Below are 17,380 nucleotides of genomic sequence, written 5' to 3'. Positions count from 1 at the left end.
CATGCCGCATCAAGCGCCCGCGACCGCCGCGGGGGAGCAAGGGACCTTTGCTATCACTTCCGCAGGTGGAGGCGACATTCCGGCCATCCGCCTGCGGGGGTTGCGCAAGGAGTTCGGCCAGGTCCACGCGGTCGACGGCGTCGACCTCGACATCCCGCCCGGCGAGTTCTTCTCGATGCTCGGCCCGTCCGGTTCGGGCAAGACGACGGTCCTCCGCATGATCGCCGGCTTCGAGCTCCCGACGGCGGGCACGATCGAACTGCACGGCCGCGACGTCAGCCGTCTCGCGCCCTTCGACCGCGACGTCAACACCGTCTTCCAGGACTACGCGCTCTTCCCGCACATGACCGTGCAGCAGAACGTCGAGTACGGCCTCCGGGTGAAGCGGGTCCCCCGCGCGGAGCGCCGTCAACGCGCGAAGGACGCCCTCGACACCGTCCGGCTCGGCGAGTTCGGCGAGCGCAAACCCGACCAGCTCTCCGGCGGCCAGCGGCAACGGGTCGCGCTCGCCAGGGCACTGGTCAACCGGCCGAAGGTGCTCCTGCTCGACGAACCACTCGGCGCCCTCGACCTGAAACTGCGCCACACCATGCAGACCGAGCTGAAACAGATCCAGCGCGACGTCGGCATCACCTTCATCTTCGTCACCCACGACCAGGACGAGGCGCTGACGATGAGCGACCGCATCGCGGTGTTCAACGCCGGCCGGATCGAACAGGTCGGCTCACCGGTCGAGGTCTACGAACGGCCCGCGTCGGCGTTCGTCGCCGGTTTCGTCGGCACCTCGAACCTGCTCAGCGGCGGCGGCGCCGAAAACATCATCGGCAAACCCGGTGTGTTCAGCATCCGCCCCGAAAAGATCCGCATCGACGCCGATCTCTCGAAAACCGCCGAGGTCGGCGAAACCAGCGCCACCGGCACCGTCACCAACACCGTCTACGCCGGCGCGACCGTGCGCTACGAGGTCACCCTCGACGCCGGCGGCCAGCTCTCCGTGGTCCGGCAGAACACCGCCGAACCCGCGGACTTCGAGGGCGGCCGCGTCCGCCTGAGCTGGCGGCACGAACACAGCTTCCGCGTCCCCGAAGCCGGTTAGTCCTCCCCTGTACCGAAAGGTTGTTCAATGAAGAACAGGAAACTCGCGCTCGCCGGCCTGCTCGGCGCCGGCCTGCTCGTGGCCGCCTGCGGAACCTCCGGATCCAGTTCGACCGCGGCCGCGCCCGGCGGGCAGGGCTTCACCGCGCCGAAGCTCGACGCGCTCGCGCAGCTCGGCCAGCCGGAAGGCCAGGTCAACGTGCTGGCCTGGCCCGGCTACGCGGAGAACGGCTCCAACGACCCGGCCGTCGACTGGGTCACCGGTTTCGAGAAGGAGACCGGCTGCAAGGTCAACGTCAAGGCGTTCGGCACCTCCGACGAGGCCGTGAGCCTGATGAAGACCGGGCAGTACGACGTCATCTCCGCCTCCGGTGACGCTTCGCTGCGGCTCATCGCGTCCGGAGACGTCGAACCGGTGAACACCGCGCTCGTGCCGAACTACGCCGACGTCTTCGACTTCCTCAAGAACCGTCCGTGGAACAGCGTGAACAACGTGTCCTACGGCGTGCCGCACGGCTGGGGCGCGAACCTGCTCACCTGGCGCACCGACAAGGTGAACCCGGCGCCGACGTCGTGGTCGGTCATGTTCGACGCGAACAGCCCGTACAAGGGCAAGATCACCGCCTACGACTCGCCGATCTACATCGCCGACGCCGCGCTGTACCTGCAGACGCACAAACCCGAACTCGGCATCAAGAACCCGTACGCCTTGGACGACAAGCAGTTCCAGGCCGCCGTCGACCTGCTCAAGCAGCAGCGCCCGATGGTGGCGGAGTACTGGTCGGACTACCTGAAGGAGAGCCAGGCGCTCAAGAGCGGCGACGCCGTCGTCGGCACCGCCTGGCAGGTGACGGTGAACCTGACCAAGAGCGAAGGCGCGCCGGTCGAATCCGTGCTGCCGTCCGAAGGCGCGACCGGCTGGTCGGACACCTGGATGGTGGGCGCGAAGTCGCCGCACAAGACGTGCTCCTACAAGTGGCTGAACCACATCGTCAGCCCGAAGGCCAACGCGCAGGTGGCCGAGTACTTCGGTGAATCGCCGTCGAACCCCAAGGCGTGCGCCGAAACCAAGAACAAGGCGCACTGCGAGACCTTCCACGCCGGTGACGCCGCGTACGCCTCGAAGATCCAGTACTGGACGACGCCGATCGCGCAGTGCCTCGACGGCCGCACCGACGTCAAGTGCAAGGACTACGGCGAGTGGACCCGCGCCTGGACCGAGATCAAGGGCTGACCTCCCGAACTCCGGGAGCGGACGGTGGTGCCCCCCAACGCCGTCCGCTCCCGGTCCCATCCCTCATCTGGTGGAGACGATGACGACCACCCTCGATTCGCCGAGGCGGAGAACCTCCGCCTTCCTGTACCGCAAACCCAGGCTGCGACTGGGGATCCTGCTCTCCGCGCCGATGCTGTGGCTCGGCCTCGCCTACCTCGGCGCGCTGGCCGCGTTGTTCGTGACGGCGTTCTGGAGTACCGACGTCTTCACCGGCCAGGTCGTGACCGAGTGGTCGCTGAACAACTTCGTCACCCTCTTCAGCGACGCGGTGTACCGCACGATCACCCTCCGGACGGTCGGGATCGCCGCGCTCGTCACGGTGGTCACCGCGATCATCGCCTTCCCGATGGCGTTCTACATGGCCAAATTCGCCTCGCCGCGGGCGCGGCGCCTCCTGGTCATCGCCGTCATGACGCCGTTGTGGGCGAGCTACCTGGTGAAGGCCTACGCGTGGCGGACCATGTTGTCCGGCAACGGGGTGCTGCACTGGCTGCTGAACCCGTTCGGCCTCGACACCCCCGGCTACGGCGTGCTCGCGACCGTGATCACCCTGTCGTATCTCTGGTTGCCGTACATGATCCTGCCGATCTACGCGGGCCTGGAACGGCTGCCGAACTCGCTGGTGGACGCTTCGGGTGACCTCGGCGCCCGGCCGTTCCGGACGTTCCGCTCGGTGGTGCTGCCGGTGACCTTCCCGGCCGTCGTCGCCGGTTCGATCTTCACGTTCTCGTTGTCGCTGGGCGATTACATCGCGGTGAAGATCGTCGGCGGCACGTCGCAGATGCTCGGCAACGTCGTCTACGACAACATCGGCGCGGCCAACAACCTGCCGTTCGCGGCGACCGTCGCGACCGTACCCGTGGTGATCATGCTCGCCTACCTCGCCGCCGTGCGCCGCACGGGCGCCTTGGACAACCTGTAGGAGCGCGCGATGCGGCTTTCCCGGACGACCAAATACCTTCTGCTCGCGGCGCTGGTGCTCGGCCTCGCGGTGATCTACTTCCCGCTGCTGGTGGTCCTGCTCAATTCGTTCAACGCGGACACCACCTTCGGCTGGCCGCCGTCGAGCTTCACCCTCGAATGGTGGGGCCGGGCCGCGGAGAACCAGGGTGCGCTGAACGCGCTGTGGACGAGTGTCCGAGCAGGACTCGCCGCGACCGCGATCGCCTTGGTACTGGGCACGATGGCGGCCTTCGCGCTGCAGAAGTACCGCTTCTTCGGCCGCAATCAGGTGTCGCTGCTGATCATCCTGCCGATCGCGCTGCCCGGTATCGTCACCGGTATCGCGCTGAACAACGCCTTCCGCACGATCCTCGGCATCGACCTCGGCCTGTTCACCGCGATCGTCGCGCACGCCACGTTCTGCATCGTGGTGGTGTTCAACAACGTCGTCGCGCGCCTGCGGCGGATGGGCGGCAACCTCGAAGAGGCGTCGATGGACCTCGGCGCGGACGGGCTCACGACGTTCCGGCTGGTGACCTTCCCGATGCTGCGTTCGGCCCTCCTGGCGGGCGGCCTGCTGGCGTTCGCCTTGTCGTTCGACGAAATCATCGTCACGACGTTCACCCTCGGGACCGGGCTGGAGACCCTGCCGATCTGGATCCTGAACAACCTGTTCCGGCCGAACCAGGCGCCGATCGTCAACGTCGTGGCTGCGGTGCTGATCCTGGCGTCGACGGTGCCGGTGTATCTGGCGCAGCGGCTTTCCGGCGACACGACCTCGGGCGGCCGGTTGTAGCCGCATCTACCGAAAGGAATCCGTCGCGGCCTTGAGCGCCGCCAGCATCCCCGGATCCGTCACCGCGTGCCCGGCCGCCTCCACCAGCTCCAGCTTCGAGTCCGGCCAGGCGCGGTGCAGCTCGTAGGCCGTCGCCGGGGGGCACACCGCGTCGTATCGTCCCTGCACGATGACACCGGGAATCCCGGCGAGCTTCCCGGCCTCCCGGATCAGCTGCCCTTCCTCGAGCCACGCGCCGTGGCAGAAGTAGTGCAGCGCCAGCCGGGCGAACGTGACCGCGAACTCCGGTGACGCGTACTGGTTGCGGAAGGCCGGATCCGGGCGCAGGCAGACGATCGCGCCTTCCCAGGCGCTCCACGCGATGGCGGCGCGCTCCCGGATCGCCCGATCGGGGTGATAGACGAGCTCGCGGTAAGCCGAAAGAGGGTCGTCGCGGCGGTCCTCGGGGATCGGGGCGAGGAACGCTTCCCACTCCAGGGGGAAGAGGTTCGCCGCGCCACCGTTGTAGATCCAGTCGAGTTCACTGCGGCGGACGGTGAAGACGCCGCGCAGGATGATCTCGCTGACGCGGCTCGGGTGGGTTTCGGCGTAGGCGAGGGCGAGAGTCACGCCCCACGAACCGCCGAAGAGCTGCCACTGGTCGAGATTCAGCCGTTCGCGCAGCTTTTCCATGTCCGACACGAGATGCCAGAGGGTGTTGGCCGACAGGTCGACGTCCGGTGTGCCGATGTGCGGAGTGCTGCGGCCGGCGCCGCGCTGGTCGAACAGGATGATCCGGTAGGCCTCGGGATCGAAATGCCGCCGGGCCATCGAAGAGATGCCGCTACCAGGGCCGCCGTGCAGGACGACCACGGGTTTGCCGTCCGGGTTCCCGGCTTCCTGGCAGTAGATCCGGTGCCCGTCGCCGACGTCGAGCATGCCCTCGGCGCGCACGTGGATCGGCGGGTACAGGTCGTCCATAAGGACACTCTGCCCGAATCGGCGAGTGTCCGAAGGGTGGGGGCCCGCCCCCGCCGCCGGGCTGAGCGGGCCCCCGGTCTTCGGTCGCGTCAGCAGCCCGCCGTGGCGGCCACGTTCGCGAATCCCTTCCCGGCACCGGTCACCTTGTTGCTCGCGCAGACCTTGTTCCCCGTCGCGGCCTTCACGAGATAGAAGCCGTACGCGTAGCTGGACTGCACGTCCGCGGTGTTGCCGGAGAAGGTGTTGCCGCGGCCCCAGCCGTCGAGCTGGACATGGACCTCGAAGCCGCCGTAATTCGCGTCGTGCACGAAGACCTTGCTGCCCCGGTTGTCCGCGACCACGTAGTTGTTGCCCTTCATGTCCACCCAGCTGTCGGCGAAGTGCTCACCGCTCTGCCCGGTGCCGTCGAAGACGTTGCCGCGCAGTTCACCGCCGGTGGTGCCTTCCTTGATGTCGATCGACTCGGCTCGCACGTTCGGGCCGATCTTGTTGTTCAGCGCCTTGTTGCGGTCGCTCCGGTCGGGTGTGCCGCCGGGCCAGTTGCCCTTCGCGGAGCCGAAGTAGATGCCTTCGCCGTAGCCCGCGTACTCGCGGCCGGTGTCGGTCACCTCGGAGTTCTTCACGACGTTGTCGGTGCTCGTGTACTGGAAGTGGATGCCCTCGTGGCCGACGCCGGTGACCTTGATGCCGTCGACGACGGTGTTCTTGACGCCTGTCGCCATCAGGCCCTTCTGGCCACCGGTGAGGGTGAAGCCGGTCAGGTTCCAGTAGCTGCCCGTCAGCTCCAGCGTGCGCCCGGCCGAGGCCTTGATGACCGCGCTTCGCGGCCCCTTCAGGGTGATGCGGCTGCTGGACGTGCCGCTCTTCGCCGCCTTGAAGTTGCCCGTGAAGGTCTTGTCGGCCGCGAGTTCGATGACGGTTCCTGGAGTGACCGAAGCGAGCGCCGCCGTGAGCTGCTCCGAAGTCCCTACGCGGACCGTCGCGGCCTGTGCGGGGTACGCCGCCAGCGTGGACAGCAGGGCGGCACCGGTCGCGATGGCCAGAACCCGCTCACGAACACGCATCCGTGGTCCTCCTCGTCGAGGGATCGAAGCTCGGTCGTGGCGGCGACGGGCTAGACGTTAAGCCTCTTTACGAATGCGCGTCAAGGACATGATTGAAGTTCATATACGTGAACAACTAAAGGAGGGTCGCCCTGCGCGGCCCTCCGGAAAAGAGAGCAAGGGACCTTTGCTACCGCCCTCTGACGGGACGTGGAGTGCGGTGCTGACTGGCTGTGTGTTGGACGACCTGAAATCCACACGGCGACCGCCGGGGGAGCAAGGGACCTTTGCTACCGCGCTCCCCGGCGGGCGGGGTGGTAGCAAAGGTCCCTTGCTCTCTTTTAGCAGGTCAGAGGCGGATTAGTCGTGGAACGAGTGCTCCGGAGCCGGGAACTCGCCTCGCCGGACGTCCTCCGCGAACGCCGTCGCGGCCCCCGTCAGTACGCCGGCGAGGTCGGCGTACTTCTTCACGAAGCGAGGGGTCCTGCCGCGTCGAAGCCCGGCCATGTCCTGCCAGACGAGCACCTGCGCGTCGCAATCCGGCCCGGCGCCGATGCCGACGGTCGGGATCTTCAGTTCGTGCGTGATCCGCTTCGCCGCTTCGGCCGGCACCATCTCCATGACGACCGCGAAGGCGCCGGCCTCCTCCAGGGCGAGCGCGTCAGCGAGCAGCGCTTCGGCCGCTTCGCCGCGTCCCTGGACTCGATAGCCGCCCAGATTGTGTTCACTCTGCGGGGTGAATCCGATATGTCCCATCACGGGGACGCCGGCCGACGTCAGCGCCTCGACGTGCGGAGCGAATTTCCGCCCGCCTTCGAGTTTCACCGCGTGCGCGCGGCCTTCCTTCATGAACCGCACCGAGGTTTCCAGCGCCTGCTGCGGCGAGAGCTGGTACGAGCCGAACGGCAGATCGGCCACGACCAGCGCCCGCTTCACCGATCGGGTCACCGCCCGGACCAACGGCAGCAGCTCGTCCACCGTCACCGGAAGCGAAGTGTCGTAACCGAAGACGTTGTTCGCCGCGGAATCCCCGACGAGCAGCACGGGAATGCCCACTTCGTCGAACAGCGCGGCGGTGTACATGTCGTAGGCGGTGAGCATCGGCCACGTTTCGCCGCGCTCTTTCATGTCACGAAGATGATGTACGCGGACCTTCTTCCCAGAAGTGGCCTGGGGCGCCGCGCCGGTCCCGTACGGAGCCGCGAGCTCGCCGGAATCCTTTTCGGTGGCAGACATCCTTGTCGACCGTCCTTCCCTCGAGGCCTCGATGAGGTCCCCGGGTCGTGGAGCTGAACAGGCCAAGCCTGACATGCCGATATGACCGTCCCAAGGCCCTGCGACCAGCTTCACACAGCGCCGTCACACCCGCGAATGAGGAAATTCAGACCAGAGGATGATGATCGTTGACAACCACGCAGGGTTGTGTGACGTCAAGTAAGTACAGCTGTCGATCTCCTGTGTGTACCGCGAAGGACCAGAATGGCAAACCCAGTGCGCCGAGTCGCGCCGTGGAAGGCGAGGGCGGGCGGGATCGTCGCCACCCTCGTGCAGCTCGCGGCCGTGTTCTCGGTGATCCTCCTGCTCGCCGGCGGGGTGAAGGGGCCGGTGCTCAGGACGGGTGACATCGCCTTCTCGGCATTGAGCATCCCGACGAACGCGAGCCTCGTGATCGTCCTGCTGCTGGTCGTCCTCGGCGCCGCGCTCCGCCGCCGCAAACGCGCCGCGCTTTACACGCTGCTGCTGTTCCAGGTCGGTGGGCTGGCGGTGACGCTGGCCTTCCAGGCCGCGCTGCTGTGGTGGCCCGAACTGCTGAAACTCGGTCCGTGGCAGGTCCGGCACATTCCGCACCAGGTGTGGGTGCTGGCCATCGCCGACCTGATCTCCCTCGGCATGATCGCGCTGCTCTGGAGCCTGCGCCCGGCGTTCCCCGCCCGGCTGGCGCCCGGCGCGTGGCGCGACGGACTCACCGTCCTGTTCGGTGGCCTGGCCGCGGTCATCCTCGTCGGCTGGGGCTTGAGCGAAGCCTTTCCCGGTCGTCTCGCCGACACCTGGGAGCGTTTCGCCTGGGTCGTCAACCACACGACCGGCGAGAACATCCAGCTTCGCAGGGTCGGCATCGGCGAAGGCCCGGCCTGGCTCGACCTCGTTCTCGACCTCAGCGCGACAGCCGTCGCGACGGCCGCGTTGTACACGCTCTTCCGAGGCGTACGTAGCCGTCGCTTGAGGACAGACGAGGAAGAACTGCGCGTACGCCGTCTTCTTGCCGAACACGGCGAAGACGACTCTTTGGGCTATTTCGCCACCAGGCGCGAGAAGAGCGTCGTCTTCTCGCCCAACGCCCGCGCCGCCGTGGCCTACCGCGTGCTCGCGGGCACCAGCGTCGCGAGCGCGGACCCCATCGGCGATCCCGACGCCTGGCCCGACGCGGTCCGCGCCTGGCTGAACGAAGCGCGCACCTACGGTTGGACGCCCGGTGTGCTCGGCGCGAGTGAACGTGGCGCGAAGGTCTACGCAGACGCGGGCCTGCGCGCGCTGGAAATAGGTGACGAAGCCGTCCTCGACGTCCGCGACTTCAGCCTCGCCGGGCCGGAAAGGCGCTCGGTCCGGCAAGCGGTCAAACGGATCGAACGGGCCGGATACACCACGAAAGTCCGTCGGCACAGCGAAATCCCCGCCGACGAAATGGCCAAGCTCCTGCTGCACGCGCAGCAGTGGCGCGGAGCGGAAACCGAGCGCGGCTTCTCGATGGCGCTCGGCAGGCTCGGTGATCCGAGCGACGGTCGCAGCGTGATGGTGGAGGCGTACGACGCCAAGGGCGAACTTCGCGGCATGCTGTCGTTCGTGCCGTGGGGCCGTCGCGGCCTGTCGCTCGACCTGATGAGACGCGACCGCGACGCTGAAAACGGGCTCAACGAATACATGGTCGCGGAGGTCGTCGCGGCGAGTTCGCGCCTTGGCGCACAACGGATTTCGCTGAACTTCGCGATGTTCCGCGCAGTCTTCTCCGAGGGGGAGCGGATCGGCGCGGGCCCGGTGCTGCGCGCATGGCGTGGCGTCCTCAGCATGGCGTCGCGCTTCTTCCAGCTCGAATCGCTCTACCGGTCGAATGCCAAGTACGGCCCCGGCTGGGAACCGCGTTTCCTGTGCTACTCCTCGGCTCGACGGCTGCCGCGGGTCGGCATCGTCGCCGGTGCGCTCGAAGGATTCGTCCCGACGGGACGGTCGGGACGTGCGCTGAAACTGGAGACCGTCACCGACGAATTCGTCGCCGAGGTCCACCGCATCGAAGCGAACGCGGCCACTCCCGCGCCGAAACAGGTGCGGCGCCCCGATCAGGTCCGGGTGCGGATGGCGAAGCTGGATCGCCTGCGGGAAGCCGGGATCGACCCCTATCCGGTCGGATTCGCCCGGGAGGACCAGGTCGGCGACGTCGTGTCGAAGTTCGGTGATCTGGGCCCGGACACCCACACCGGTCATCGGGTCCGAGTCGCGGGGCGGGTGCTCGCGATGCGTAATCTCGGCGGGCTGTGTTTCGCGCGGGTCAAGGATTTCAGCGGTGAGATCCAGCTGATGCTCGACGCTTCCGTGCTCGACCCCAGCGGCTGGCGGCGTGGCGTCGACCTCGGCGACCACGTCGGCGTGAGCGGGCAGGTCGTGACGTCCCGGCGCGGTGAGCTCTCCGTGCTCGTCGACGAATGGACCGTCACGGCGAAGAGCCTGCATCCTTTGCCGGACAAACGAAAGGGCCTCACCGACCCGGAGACGCGGGTGCGGCAGCGCTACCTGGATCTCGCGGTGAACCCGGACTCGACGGCGATGCTGCGGATGCGCTCGACCGTGGTGCGCGCGGTGCGGGAACGCCTGCACCAGGGCGACTACCTCGAAGTCGAAACGCCGATGCTGCAGACCGTGCACGGCGGCGCCAACGCGCGTCCGTTCATCACGCACATCAACGCCTACGACATGCGGATGTACCTCAGGATCGCCCCCGAGCTCTACTTGAAGCGATTGTGCGTGGCCGGCGTCGAGCGCGTTTTCGAACTGAACCGGAACTTCCGCAACGAAGGCGTCGACGCGACGCACAACCCCGAATTCACCATGCTGGAGGCGTACCAGGCGTACGCCGACTACAACACGATGCGGGCGCTGACGCGCGAACTCGTGCAGTGTGCCGCGGAGGCCGCGTACGGCGCGCAGGTCGTTCGCCGTCCGGGTCCGGACGGGACGGTCGTCGAGTACGACATCTCCGGCGACTGGCCGGTGATCCCGGTGCACGAAGCCGTCTCGGCGGCGCTAGGGGAGACGATCGACGCGAGCACCTCGGTCGCCGATCTCCAGCGGTTCTGCCGCGCGGCGGGAGTGCCGGTGAACGAGGAGGCCGGGCACGGCGATCTCGTGCTCAAGGCGCACGAGCACCTGGTCGAAGGCGCGACGGTGCTGCCGACGTTCTACACCGACTACCCGACAGACGTGTCGCCGCTGACCCGGCAGCATCGCGTGGATCCGCGGCTGGCCGAACGCTGGGATCTGATCGCGTTCGGCTCCGAGGTCGGCACGGCCTACACCGAGCTGACCGACCCGCTCGAACAACGGCGGCGGCTGGAGGCCCAGTCACTGCGCGCGGCGAGCGGGGACGTCGAGGCGATGGAGCTGGACGAGGACTTCCTGCTCGCGCTCGAACACGGCATGCCACCGACCGGTGGTCTCGGGATCGGCGTCGACCGGCTGCTGATGATGCTGACCGGGGCGTCGATCCGGCAGACGGTGCTGTTCCCGTTCGTCCGTCCGCAGGGATAGCGGGGGAGCAAGGGACCTTTGCTATCACTTCTCTCAACGTCGAGACAAGTGATAGCAAAGGTCCCTTGCTCTCTTCCTGGCCGAATCGCCCCAGCAAGTCGGTGCCGGATGCCATGATCCCCTTCCTAACGGAAGGAGCCACCATGGCTGGAAACGTTCCCCCGGTCGCCGACGAGCGCGAAGGTCTCCTCGCCTACCTCGAGCAGCAGCGCCAAGTCCTGCGGATCGCGGCGCACGGCCTCACCGAAGAACAGGCCAGAGCCGTCCCGACCAGAAGCTCGCTGAGCGTCGGCGGCCTGATCAAACACACCGCGTTCACGGAAGACGGCTGGATCGACATCCTGCTCCAGAAGCCCTCGAAGCCGATGGACGAAGCGATGAAGGAGTACGAAGCCGGCTACGTGATGGCTGACGGCGAGACGCTCGAAGACGTTTTCGCGCGCTACGACGAGGTCGCCCGCCGAACCGCGGACGTCATCGCCGGTATAGCCGACCTCGGCCAGCCGGTCCCGGTGCCGAAGGGCGTGCCCTGGTATCCGCAGGACGTCGACGCGTGGTCGGTCCGCTGGGTGCTGCTCCACCTCATCGAGGAGACCGCACGCCACGCCGGGCACGCCGACATCATCCGCGAGCACATCGACGGCGCGACGGCGATCCCGCTGATGGCCGCCGCGGAAGGCTGGCCGGAGACGCCATGGCTCAAGCCCTGGTCACCTGCCCAAGGCGACTAGAACAAGGTCGGTTCGTCCGCCAAAGCGCCTTCGATGACCAGCATCCGGCGCTTGGTGGCGACCCCTCCGCGCGCGGAGAAACCGCCGTCCTTGCCGCCCGCGGCGAGCACGCGGTGGCACGGCACGATGATCGGGAACGGGTTCCGGCCCATCGCCTGCCCCACCGCCTGCGCGCCGCCGGGCATGCCGAGGATGTTCGCGATGTCGCCGTAGGTCAGGGTCTTGCCCGCGGGGATGGTGCGGATGAACTCATAGACCCGGTGGTGGAAGTCCGGTACTCCTTCGTAGTCGAGGCCGATGCCGGTGAGATCCGTGCGCTTGCCGTCCAACAACGAGACGATCCCGTCGATCGCGCGCTGGATCTCGCCGGGCGGTGTGGATTCGGTCGCTTCGGGAAGGCGCGCGGTCAGTCGCGCCCTCGTCTTCTCTTCACTGCCCTCGGGGAGCTGGACCGCGACGACCCCGCGTTCGCTCCACGCGATGCCGCAGTCGCCGATCGCGGTGCCGAACACGGAATAGCCCGGTGCCGTCATGTGCCCAGGGTACGAGAGCGGACCGACAGTTTCGGGTTCACCGCCATGCCGCGGTGCCGCCGGAGCCGTGGCTGCGGTAGGAGTATGCACATGAGCGACCTCGTGCTTGATCACCTCGTCTACGCCGGGCCGGACCTCGAAGAGGCCGTCGCGCGCGTCGCCGAGCTGACCGGCGTCACGCCGGTACGCGGCGGAAGGCATGTCGGGTTCGGTACGGCCAACTACCTGGCCGATCTGGGCGCCGGTGCCTATCTCGAGGTGGTCGGCCCCGACCCGGACCAGCCCGAGCACATCGGGCCGCGCCCGTTCGGTATCGACGAGCTGACCGCGCCCGCCCTGGTCACCTGGGCCGCACGGGTGGAAGGAATCGACGAAGCGATAGCCGAAGCGCGTGAACGTGGTTACGACCCGGGCGAAGCGTCCGAGATGTCGCGGAGCACCGACGACGGCGAACTGCTGACCTGGCGTCTCACCGGCGCCGGCAATCTCGACGGACTCGCGCCCTTCCTCATCGACTGGGGGAGCACCCCGCATCCGACGACGCGGGGGCTCCCGTCGATCCCGCTGCTCATGGTCACCGGCGTCCACCCCGAGCCCGCCGCGGTCGAATCCGCGGTCCGCGCGCTCGGGATGGACATGCTCGTCCGGCGTGACACGAAGCCCGGCCTGGTGGCCGTGCTGACGAACTCAGCGGGGAAGCAGGTCGCGCTGAGCTGAGCGGGTCACGACGGTGCCCTCCCGCCAGCCGTTGGTCATCGGCAGCCGCCGGTCCCGCCCGAACGCCTTGAAGGTGATCTTGGTGCCCGGCGGGTACTGGCGGCGCTTGTATTCGGCCTTGTCGACCATCCGCACCACGCGGTCGATGGTCTCGGGTTCGAAGCCCGCGTCGACCAGGTCGACGTAACCGCGGTCGCCCTCGATGTAGTCGTCGAGGATGTCGTCGAGCATCAGGTAGTCGGGCAGCGAATCGCTGTCCAGCTGACCCGGCCGCAGCTCCGCCGACGGCGGTTTGGTGATCGAGTTCTCCGGGATCGGCGGGGTTTCGCCGTTCTTCTCGGCTTCCGCGTTGCGCCACTTGGCCAGGTGCCAGACGTGCGTCTTGAACAGGTCCTTGATCGGCGCGAAGGCCCCGACGGCGTCGCCGTAGATCGTCGAGTAGCCGACGGCGAGTTCGGTCTTGTTGCCGGTGGCGAGCACGAGGTGACCGTCCTGGTTGGACAGTGCCATCAGCAGCATTCCGCGGACGCGGGCCTGAATGTTCTCCTCGGCGAGGCCGGTCAGCTGAAGCTGCTCGACGTAGACCTTGACCATGTCCGCGATCGGCTCGACGCGATAGTGCGCGCCGATCCTGCGCGCGAGGTCTTCGGCGTCGCCCTTCGAGTGCTCCGAGGAGTACTCCGAAGGCATCGAAACGCCATAGACGTTGTCGCCGCCCAGCGCGTCGGCGGCCAGCGCCGCCACGACCGCGGAGTCGATGCCGCCCGAGAAGCCGAACGTCACTGACGAGAAGCCGTTCTTGTGCACGTAGTCGCGAAGGCCGACGACGAGCGCGTGCCACACCTCGGCTTCGTCCGACAGCGGCTCGCTGATCGCGGACTCGGTACGCGGGGTGTACGCCGGGACAGGCTCCTCGCTGAGCACGCGGCGCTTCACCCGCAGGCCCTCGAACTCGCCTTCGGCGGTGTGCCCGCCCGACTCGAGGTCCGTGTCGACGACGAGCAGGTGCTCGACGAACTGCGGCGCGCGCGCCAGCAGCCGTCCGTCCGCGCCGACCACGATCGAGTCGCCGTCGAAGACGAGGTCGTCCTGGCCGCCGATCTGGTTCGTGTACACCAGCGGCGCCCCGGCCTCGGCCGCGCGGCGCGCGATCAGCGGCAGGCGGATGTCGTCCTTCGCGCGCTCGTAGGGCGAAGCGTTGGGAGCGACCACGAGGTCCACGCCGGCCTTGCCCAGCGCGGAGATGGGGCCGCCGTCCTGCCAGACGTCCTCGCAGATCACCATGCCGACGTCGACACCGTGGAAGCGGACGACCTCGAGGTCGTGGCCCGGCTTGAACCAGCGGTGCTCATCGAAGACGCCGTAGTTGGGCAGGTGGTGCTTGAACTGGCGGGCGACCACTTCGCCGCGGTACAGCGCGGCCGCCGCGTCACGCGGGCCGGCCTCGTCCAGATCGAGATAGCCGATGTAGGTGAGCACCTCACCGCAGCCGGCTTCTTCGAGCCGCCGTGCGAGCACGTCCACCATCTGCTTCGAGGCGGAGGCGAAAGTCGGGCGGAGGGAGAGGTCCTCGACGGGATAACCGGTGAGGGACATCTCCGGGAAGACAACGATGTGGGCGCCTGCTTCGGCGGCTTTGCGAGTCCACTCGACGGTGAGCTCGGCGTTGCCTTCGAGGTCCCCGACGGTGGTGTTGACCTGGGCCAGTGCGATGCGCAGTTGCGGCATGCCGACATTCTCACCCACCGGCGTCCGCGGGGACGACCGGATGTGCCGAATCGCCCACCTGGGTCCGGCCGGGCCGAAAAAGAGAGCGGGGGACCTTTGCTGTCGCTTCTCTCAACGTCGAGTGGGNCGGCATGCCGACATTCTCACCCACCGGCGTCCGCGGGGACGACCGGATGTGCCGAATCGCCCACCTGGGTCCGGCCGGGCCGAAAAAGAGAGCGGGGGACCTTTGCTGTCGCTTCTCTCAACGTCGAGAGAAGCGACAGCAAAGGTCCCCCGCTCCCCGCGCGCTACTTGCGCTTGATCATGCTCCGCACCTTCTTGATGGTCTGCTCGAAGTCGGAGTCGAACGGGTTGTCGTGCACCAGGTAGGTCCACGTCGTGTTCGCCCGCCGCACGCCCGCGTCGCCGAGGTCGATCCCGTTCTCGGTGATCTCGGCCTCCTCGAGCGTCTTCGCCGCCCGCTCGGCCGCCTCCGGGATGATCTTGTGGAACTCGGGGATCGCCGCGCGGTGGAACTCGTCGATCGGCGTCTCCCGCGCCAGCGCCCGCAGGTGGATGCTCTCCCGCACGTCGGTCAGGAACGCCAGGTGGTCGGACCACAGCTGGTCGATGTGGAACAGCAGCACCTCCCGGCACAGCTGCTCGACGCGGGCCTCGTCGTCGACGGCCTCCGAAAGCTCCTTGAACTTCTCCGGGTGCGCCTTCTCCAGCACCTCCGCCGCGTGCTTCGTCCGAAGCACCTTGTCCCGGTGCTCCAGCAGCTCGCCGCGCTGCCGCTCGATCAGCCGCGTGTAGCGCCAGGTGTTCCGGTGGATCTCCAGGTCGACACCCTCGGCCACACGTTGCGCGTGGTTGATCTGCCGCAGCGCCGCCGGGTCGACGATCTCGCCGCTGCCCACGTCGGAGCTGATGCCCTCGGGGATGTCCGGCGCGTTCGACAGCACGAGTTCGTCGTTCAAGCTGGCGAAGAACACCGCGCTGCCCGGGTCGCCCTGGCGTCCGGACCGGCCGCGCAGCTGGCCGTCCAGCCGGCTCGACGGGTAGCGGGCGGTGCCGATCACGTGCAGGCCGCCCAGCTCGACGACCTCGTCGCGGCCTTCGCCGTCCTTGCCACCCAGCCGGATGTCCGTGCCTCGGCCTGCCATCTGGGTCGAGACGGTGACCGCGCCCTTCTTTCCGGCGTCGGCGATGATCGCGGCTTCCTCGGCGTCGTTACGCGCGTTGAGGACGACGCATTCGAGGTCGACCTTCGCCAGCTTCTCGGCCAGCTCTTCGGATTCGGCGACGTCCTGGGTGCCGACGAGGATCGGCCGCCCGGTCTCGTGCACCCGCCGGATCTCCTCCTCGATCGCGCGCAGCTTCTGCGACGGCGATCCGAAGATCCGGTCCTCCTGGTCCTCACGGATGTTCGGCGTGTTCGGCGGGATGACCGCGACCTCGAGCTTGTAGAACTCGCGCAGCTGCTCGGCGACCGCGACCGCGGTACCGGTCATCCCCGCGACCTCCGGGTACCGCGCGAGCAGCGCCTGCACGGTGATCGAGTCGAGGATCTCGCCGCGGTCGGTCGCCTTGACCTGCTCCTTCGCCTCGACGGCCGCCTGGAGGCCGTCCGGCCAGCGCTGCAGCTCCGCGACGCGGCCGCGGGCGGCGTTGATGAGCTGCACCTTGCCGTCACGCACGAGGTAGTCGACGTCGCGGGTGAGCAGCGCGTGCGCGTGCAGTGCCACGTTCACCGCGGGCAGCCTGTCCGAACCCGTCTCGTCGTAGAGGTTGATGTCGTCGCCGAGGGCCTTCTCGACCACCGAAGCGCCCGCCTTGGTCAGCCACGCGTTGCGGCCGTCGGCGTCGGTCTCGTAGTGCAGCCCGAGCCGCAGCCGCCGCACGATGTTCGCGACCTCTTCGTCGGCGTCGGTGTGGTCGATCGACCCCGCCATCACCAGCGGCACCCGGGCCTCGTCGACCAGCACGGAGTCCGCCTCGTCGACGATCGCGACCTCGGGCTCGCGCTGGACCAGGTCTTCCTCGCGGGTCACCAGCCGGTCGCGCAGCACGTCGAAGCCGATCTCGCTGACGGCGCCGTACGTGACCTCCTTCGCGTACGCCTCGCGGCGCTCGTCGCGGGAGTGCGCGGGCTCGACCCAGCCGACGGAGACGCCGAGCAGGTCGTAGATCGGGCCCATCCACTCCGCGTCACGGCGGGCGAGGTAGTCGTTCACCGTGACGACGTGGACGTGCTTCCCGCGCAGGGCGTACCCGGCACCGGCCAGCGCACCCGCCAGCGTCTTGCCCTCACCGGTCTCCATCTGCACGATATGCCCGCTGAGCAGGCCCATCGTGCCCAGCAGCTGGACGTCGAAGGCACGCTCGCCGAGCGCCCGCCGCGCGGCCTCGCGACCGAGCGCGCAGACCTCGATCAGCTGGTCGTTGCCGAAGGAAGACGCTTCCCGAAGCTTGCCGGCCCGCTCTGTCAGCTCCTCGTCGGAGAGCTTCTCCAACTCGGGCTCGAGCTTCTCGATGGCCGGCAGCAGCGCTTCGTAGCGGGTCAGCTCGACGCTGCCCGGCCGCTGGATGATCCGGCGCAGCTTCTTGCCCACCCGGCTGATCAGTGCTGCCACCCCTGTGCTCCCGTCTGTTCTTCTGCCGTCCGCACCCGTACCACCAACGCGGTGGTGGTGCGGCCGAGTTCCACGGCCGATGGCACGATCCAACCGTGTCCACTCATGTCAGCGCCAGGTCCCGTGCCCGTCGATTCGCCGCGA

Annotated in this window: 13 protein-coding genes; 7 read left to right on the top strand and 6 right to left on the bottom strand. The window is 68.0% G+C overall.

Annotated features, from left to right (window positions below; translation table 11 throughout):
• The first annotated feature begins 1 nt into the window (after nucleotide 1).
• The 4 genes from ACXIZN_RS27255 (at nucleotide 2) to ACXIZN_RS27240 (ending at nucleotide 4,109) form a co-directional block, all read left to right on the top strand.
• Nucleotides 2-1,096, top strand: a complete 1,095-nt coding sequence (locus ACXIZN_RS27255; RefSeq protein WP_457960604.1) for an ABC transporter ATP-binding protein — start codon at nucleotides 2-4, stop codon at nucleotides 1,094-1,096.
• 27 nt (nucleotides 1,097-1,123) lie between these two features.
• Nucleotides 1,124-2,329 (top strand): ABC transporter substrate-binding protein, encoded by a 1,206-nt coding sequence (locus tag ACXIZN_RS27250; protein WP_257488959.1) that lies wholly within the window; start codon nucleotides 1,124-1,126, stop codon nucleotides 2,327-2,329.
• 79 nt (nucleotides 2,330-2,408) lie between these two features.
• Nucleotides 2,409-3,293: an ABC transporter permease gene (locus ACXIZN_RS27245; protein ID WP_257488958.1), complete on the top strand. Its 885-nt coding sequence runs from the start codon at nucleotides 2,409-2,411 to the stop codon at nucleotides 3,291-3,293.
• A gap of 9 nt (nucleotides 3,294-3,302) precedes the next feature.
• Nucleotides 3,303-4,109 (top strand): ABC transporter permease, encoded by an 807-nt coding sequence (locus ACXIZN_RS27240; RefSeq protein WP_457957764.1) that lies wholly within the window; start codon nucleotides 3,303-3,305, stop codon nucleotides 4,107-4,109.
• Nucleotides 4,110-4,115: 6 nt separating this feature from the next.
• Here the strand turns inward: ACXIZN_RS27240 and pip are convergent, their stop codons facing one another.
• The 3 genes from pip to panB all read right to left on the bottom strand — a co-directional run bounded on the left by pip (nucleotide 4,116) and on the right by panB (nucleotide 7,348).
• Entirely contained in the window at nucleotides 4,116-5,069 is a 954-nt protein-coding gene (pip, locus tag ACXIZN_RS27235) for a prolyl aminopeptidase (protein WP_457957762.1), read from the bottom strand.
• Nucleotides 5,070-5,158: 89 nt separating this feature from the next.
• The gene (locus tag ACXIZN_RS27230) at nucleotides 5,159-6,133 is read right to left on the bottom strand and encodes a hypothetical protein (protein ID WP_457957761.1); all 975 of its coding nucleotides are present in this window, start codon (nucleotides 6,131-6,133) and stop codon (nucleotides 5,159-5,161) included.
• 339 nt (nucleotides 6,134-6,472) lie between these two features.
• Nucleotides 6,473-7,348: a 3-methyl-2-oxobutanoate hydroxymethyltransferase gene (gene panB, locus ACXIZN_RS27225; protein ID WP_457957759.1), complete on the bottom strand. Its 876-nt coding sequence runs from the start codon at nucleotides 7,346-7,348 to the stop codon at nucleotides 6,473-6,475.
• A gap of 243 nt (nucleotides 7,349-7,591) precedes the next feature.
• Between panB and lysX the strand changes: the two genes are divergently transcribed.
• Both lysX and ACXIZN_RS27215 read left to right on the top strand, forming a co-directional pair.
• Complete coding sequence (lysX, locus tag ACXIZN_RS27220; RefSeq protein WP_457957757.1) at nucleotides 7,592-10,909, top strand: bifunctional lysylphosphatidylglycerol synthetase/lysine--tRNA ligase LysX; 3,318 nt, start codon at nucleotides 7,592-7,594, stop codon at nucleotides 10,907-10,909.
• A gap of 143 nt (nucleotides 10,910-11,052) precedes the next feature.
• Entirely contained in the window at nucleotides 11,053-11,640 is a 588-nt protein-coding gene (locus tag ACXIZN_RS27215) for a DinB family protein (protein WP_457957755.1), read from the top strand.
• Here the strand turns inward: ACXIZN_RS27215 and ACXIZN_RS27210 are convergent.
• Nucleotides 11,637-12,173 (bottom strand): methylated-DNA--[protein]-cysteine S-methyltransferase, encoded by a 537-nt coding sequence (locus ACXIZN_RS27210; RefSeq protein ID WP_457957753.1) that lies wholly within the window; start codon nucleotides 12,171-12,173, stop codon nucleotides 11,637-11,639. The two genes, ACXIZN_RS27215 and ACXIZN_RS27210, sit on opposite strands and share 4 nt — an antisense overlap.
• Nucleotides 12,174-12,263: 90 nt before the next feature.
• Between ACXIZN_RS27210 and ACXIZN_RS27205 the strand changes: the two genes are divergently transcribed.
• Nucleotides 12,264-12,890, top strand: coding sequence for a VOC family protein (locus tag ACXIZN_RS27205; RefSeq protein WP_457957751.1), 627 nt, complete (start codon nucleotides 12,264-12,266; stop codon nucleotides 12,888-12,890).
• Here ACXIZN_RS27205 and ACXIZN_RS27200 read toward each other — a convergent pair.
• Together ACXIZN_RS27200 and secA2 are read right to left on the bottom strand one after the other, a co-directional pair.
• Nucleotides 12,861-14,618 carry an NAD+ synthase gene (locus ACXIZN_RS27200; RefSeq protein WP_457957750.1) on the bottom strand — a complete coding sequence of 586 codons (1,758 nt, stop codon included), beginning with the start codon at nucleotides 14,616-14,618 and terminating at the stop codon, nucleotides 12,861-12,863. The two genes, ACXIZN_RS27205 and ACXIZN_RS27200, sit on opposite strands and share 30 nt — an antisense overlap.
• 290 nt (nucleotides 14,619-14,908) lie before the next feature.
• The gene (gene secA2, locus ACXIZN_RS27195; protein WP_192746464.1) at nucleotides 14,909-17,236 is read right to left on the bottom strand and encodes an accessory Sec system translocase SecA2; all 2,328 of its coding nucleotides are present in this window, start codon (nucleotides 17,234-17,236) and stop codon (nucleotides 14,909-14,911) included.
• Between the last annotated feature and the right edge of the window lie 144 nt (nucleotides 17,237-17,380).

Source organism: Amycolatopsis sp. TRM77291, from assembly GCF_054166285.1.
The sequence above is the reverse complement of the archived record's forward strand: the minus strand, read 5'-3'. Positions and strand labels throughout refer to the sequence as shown.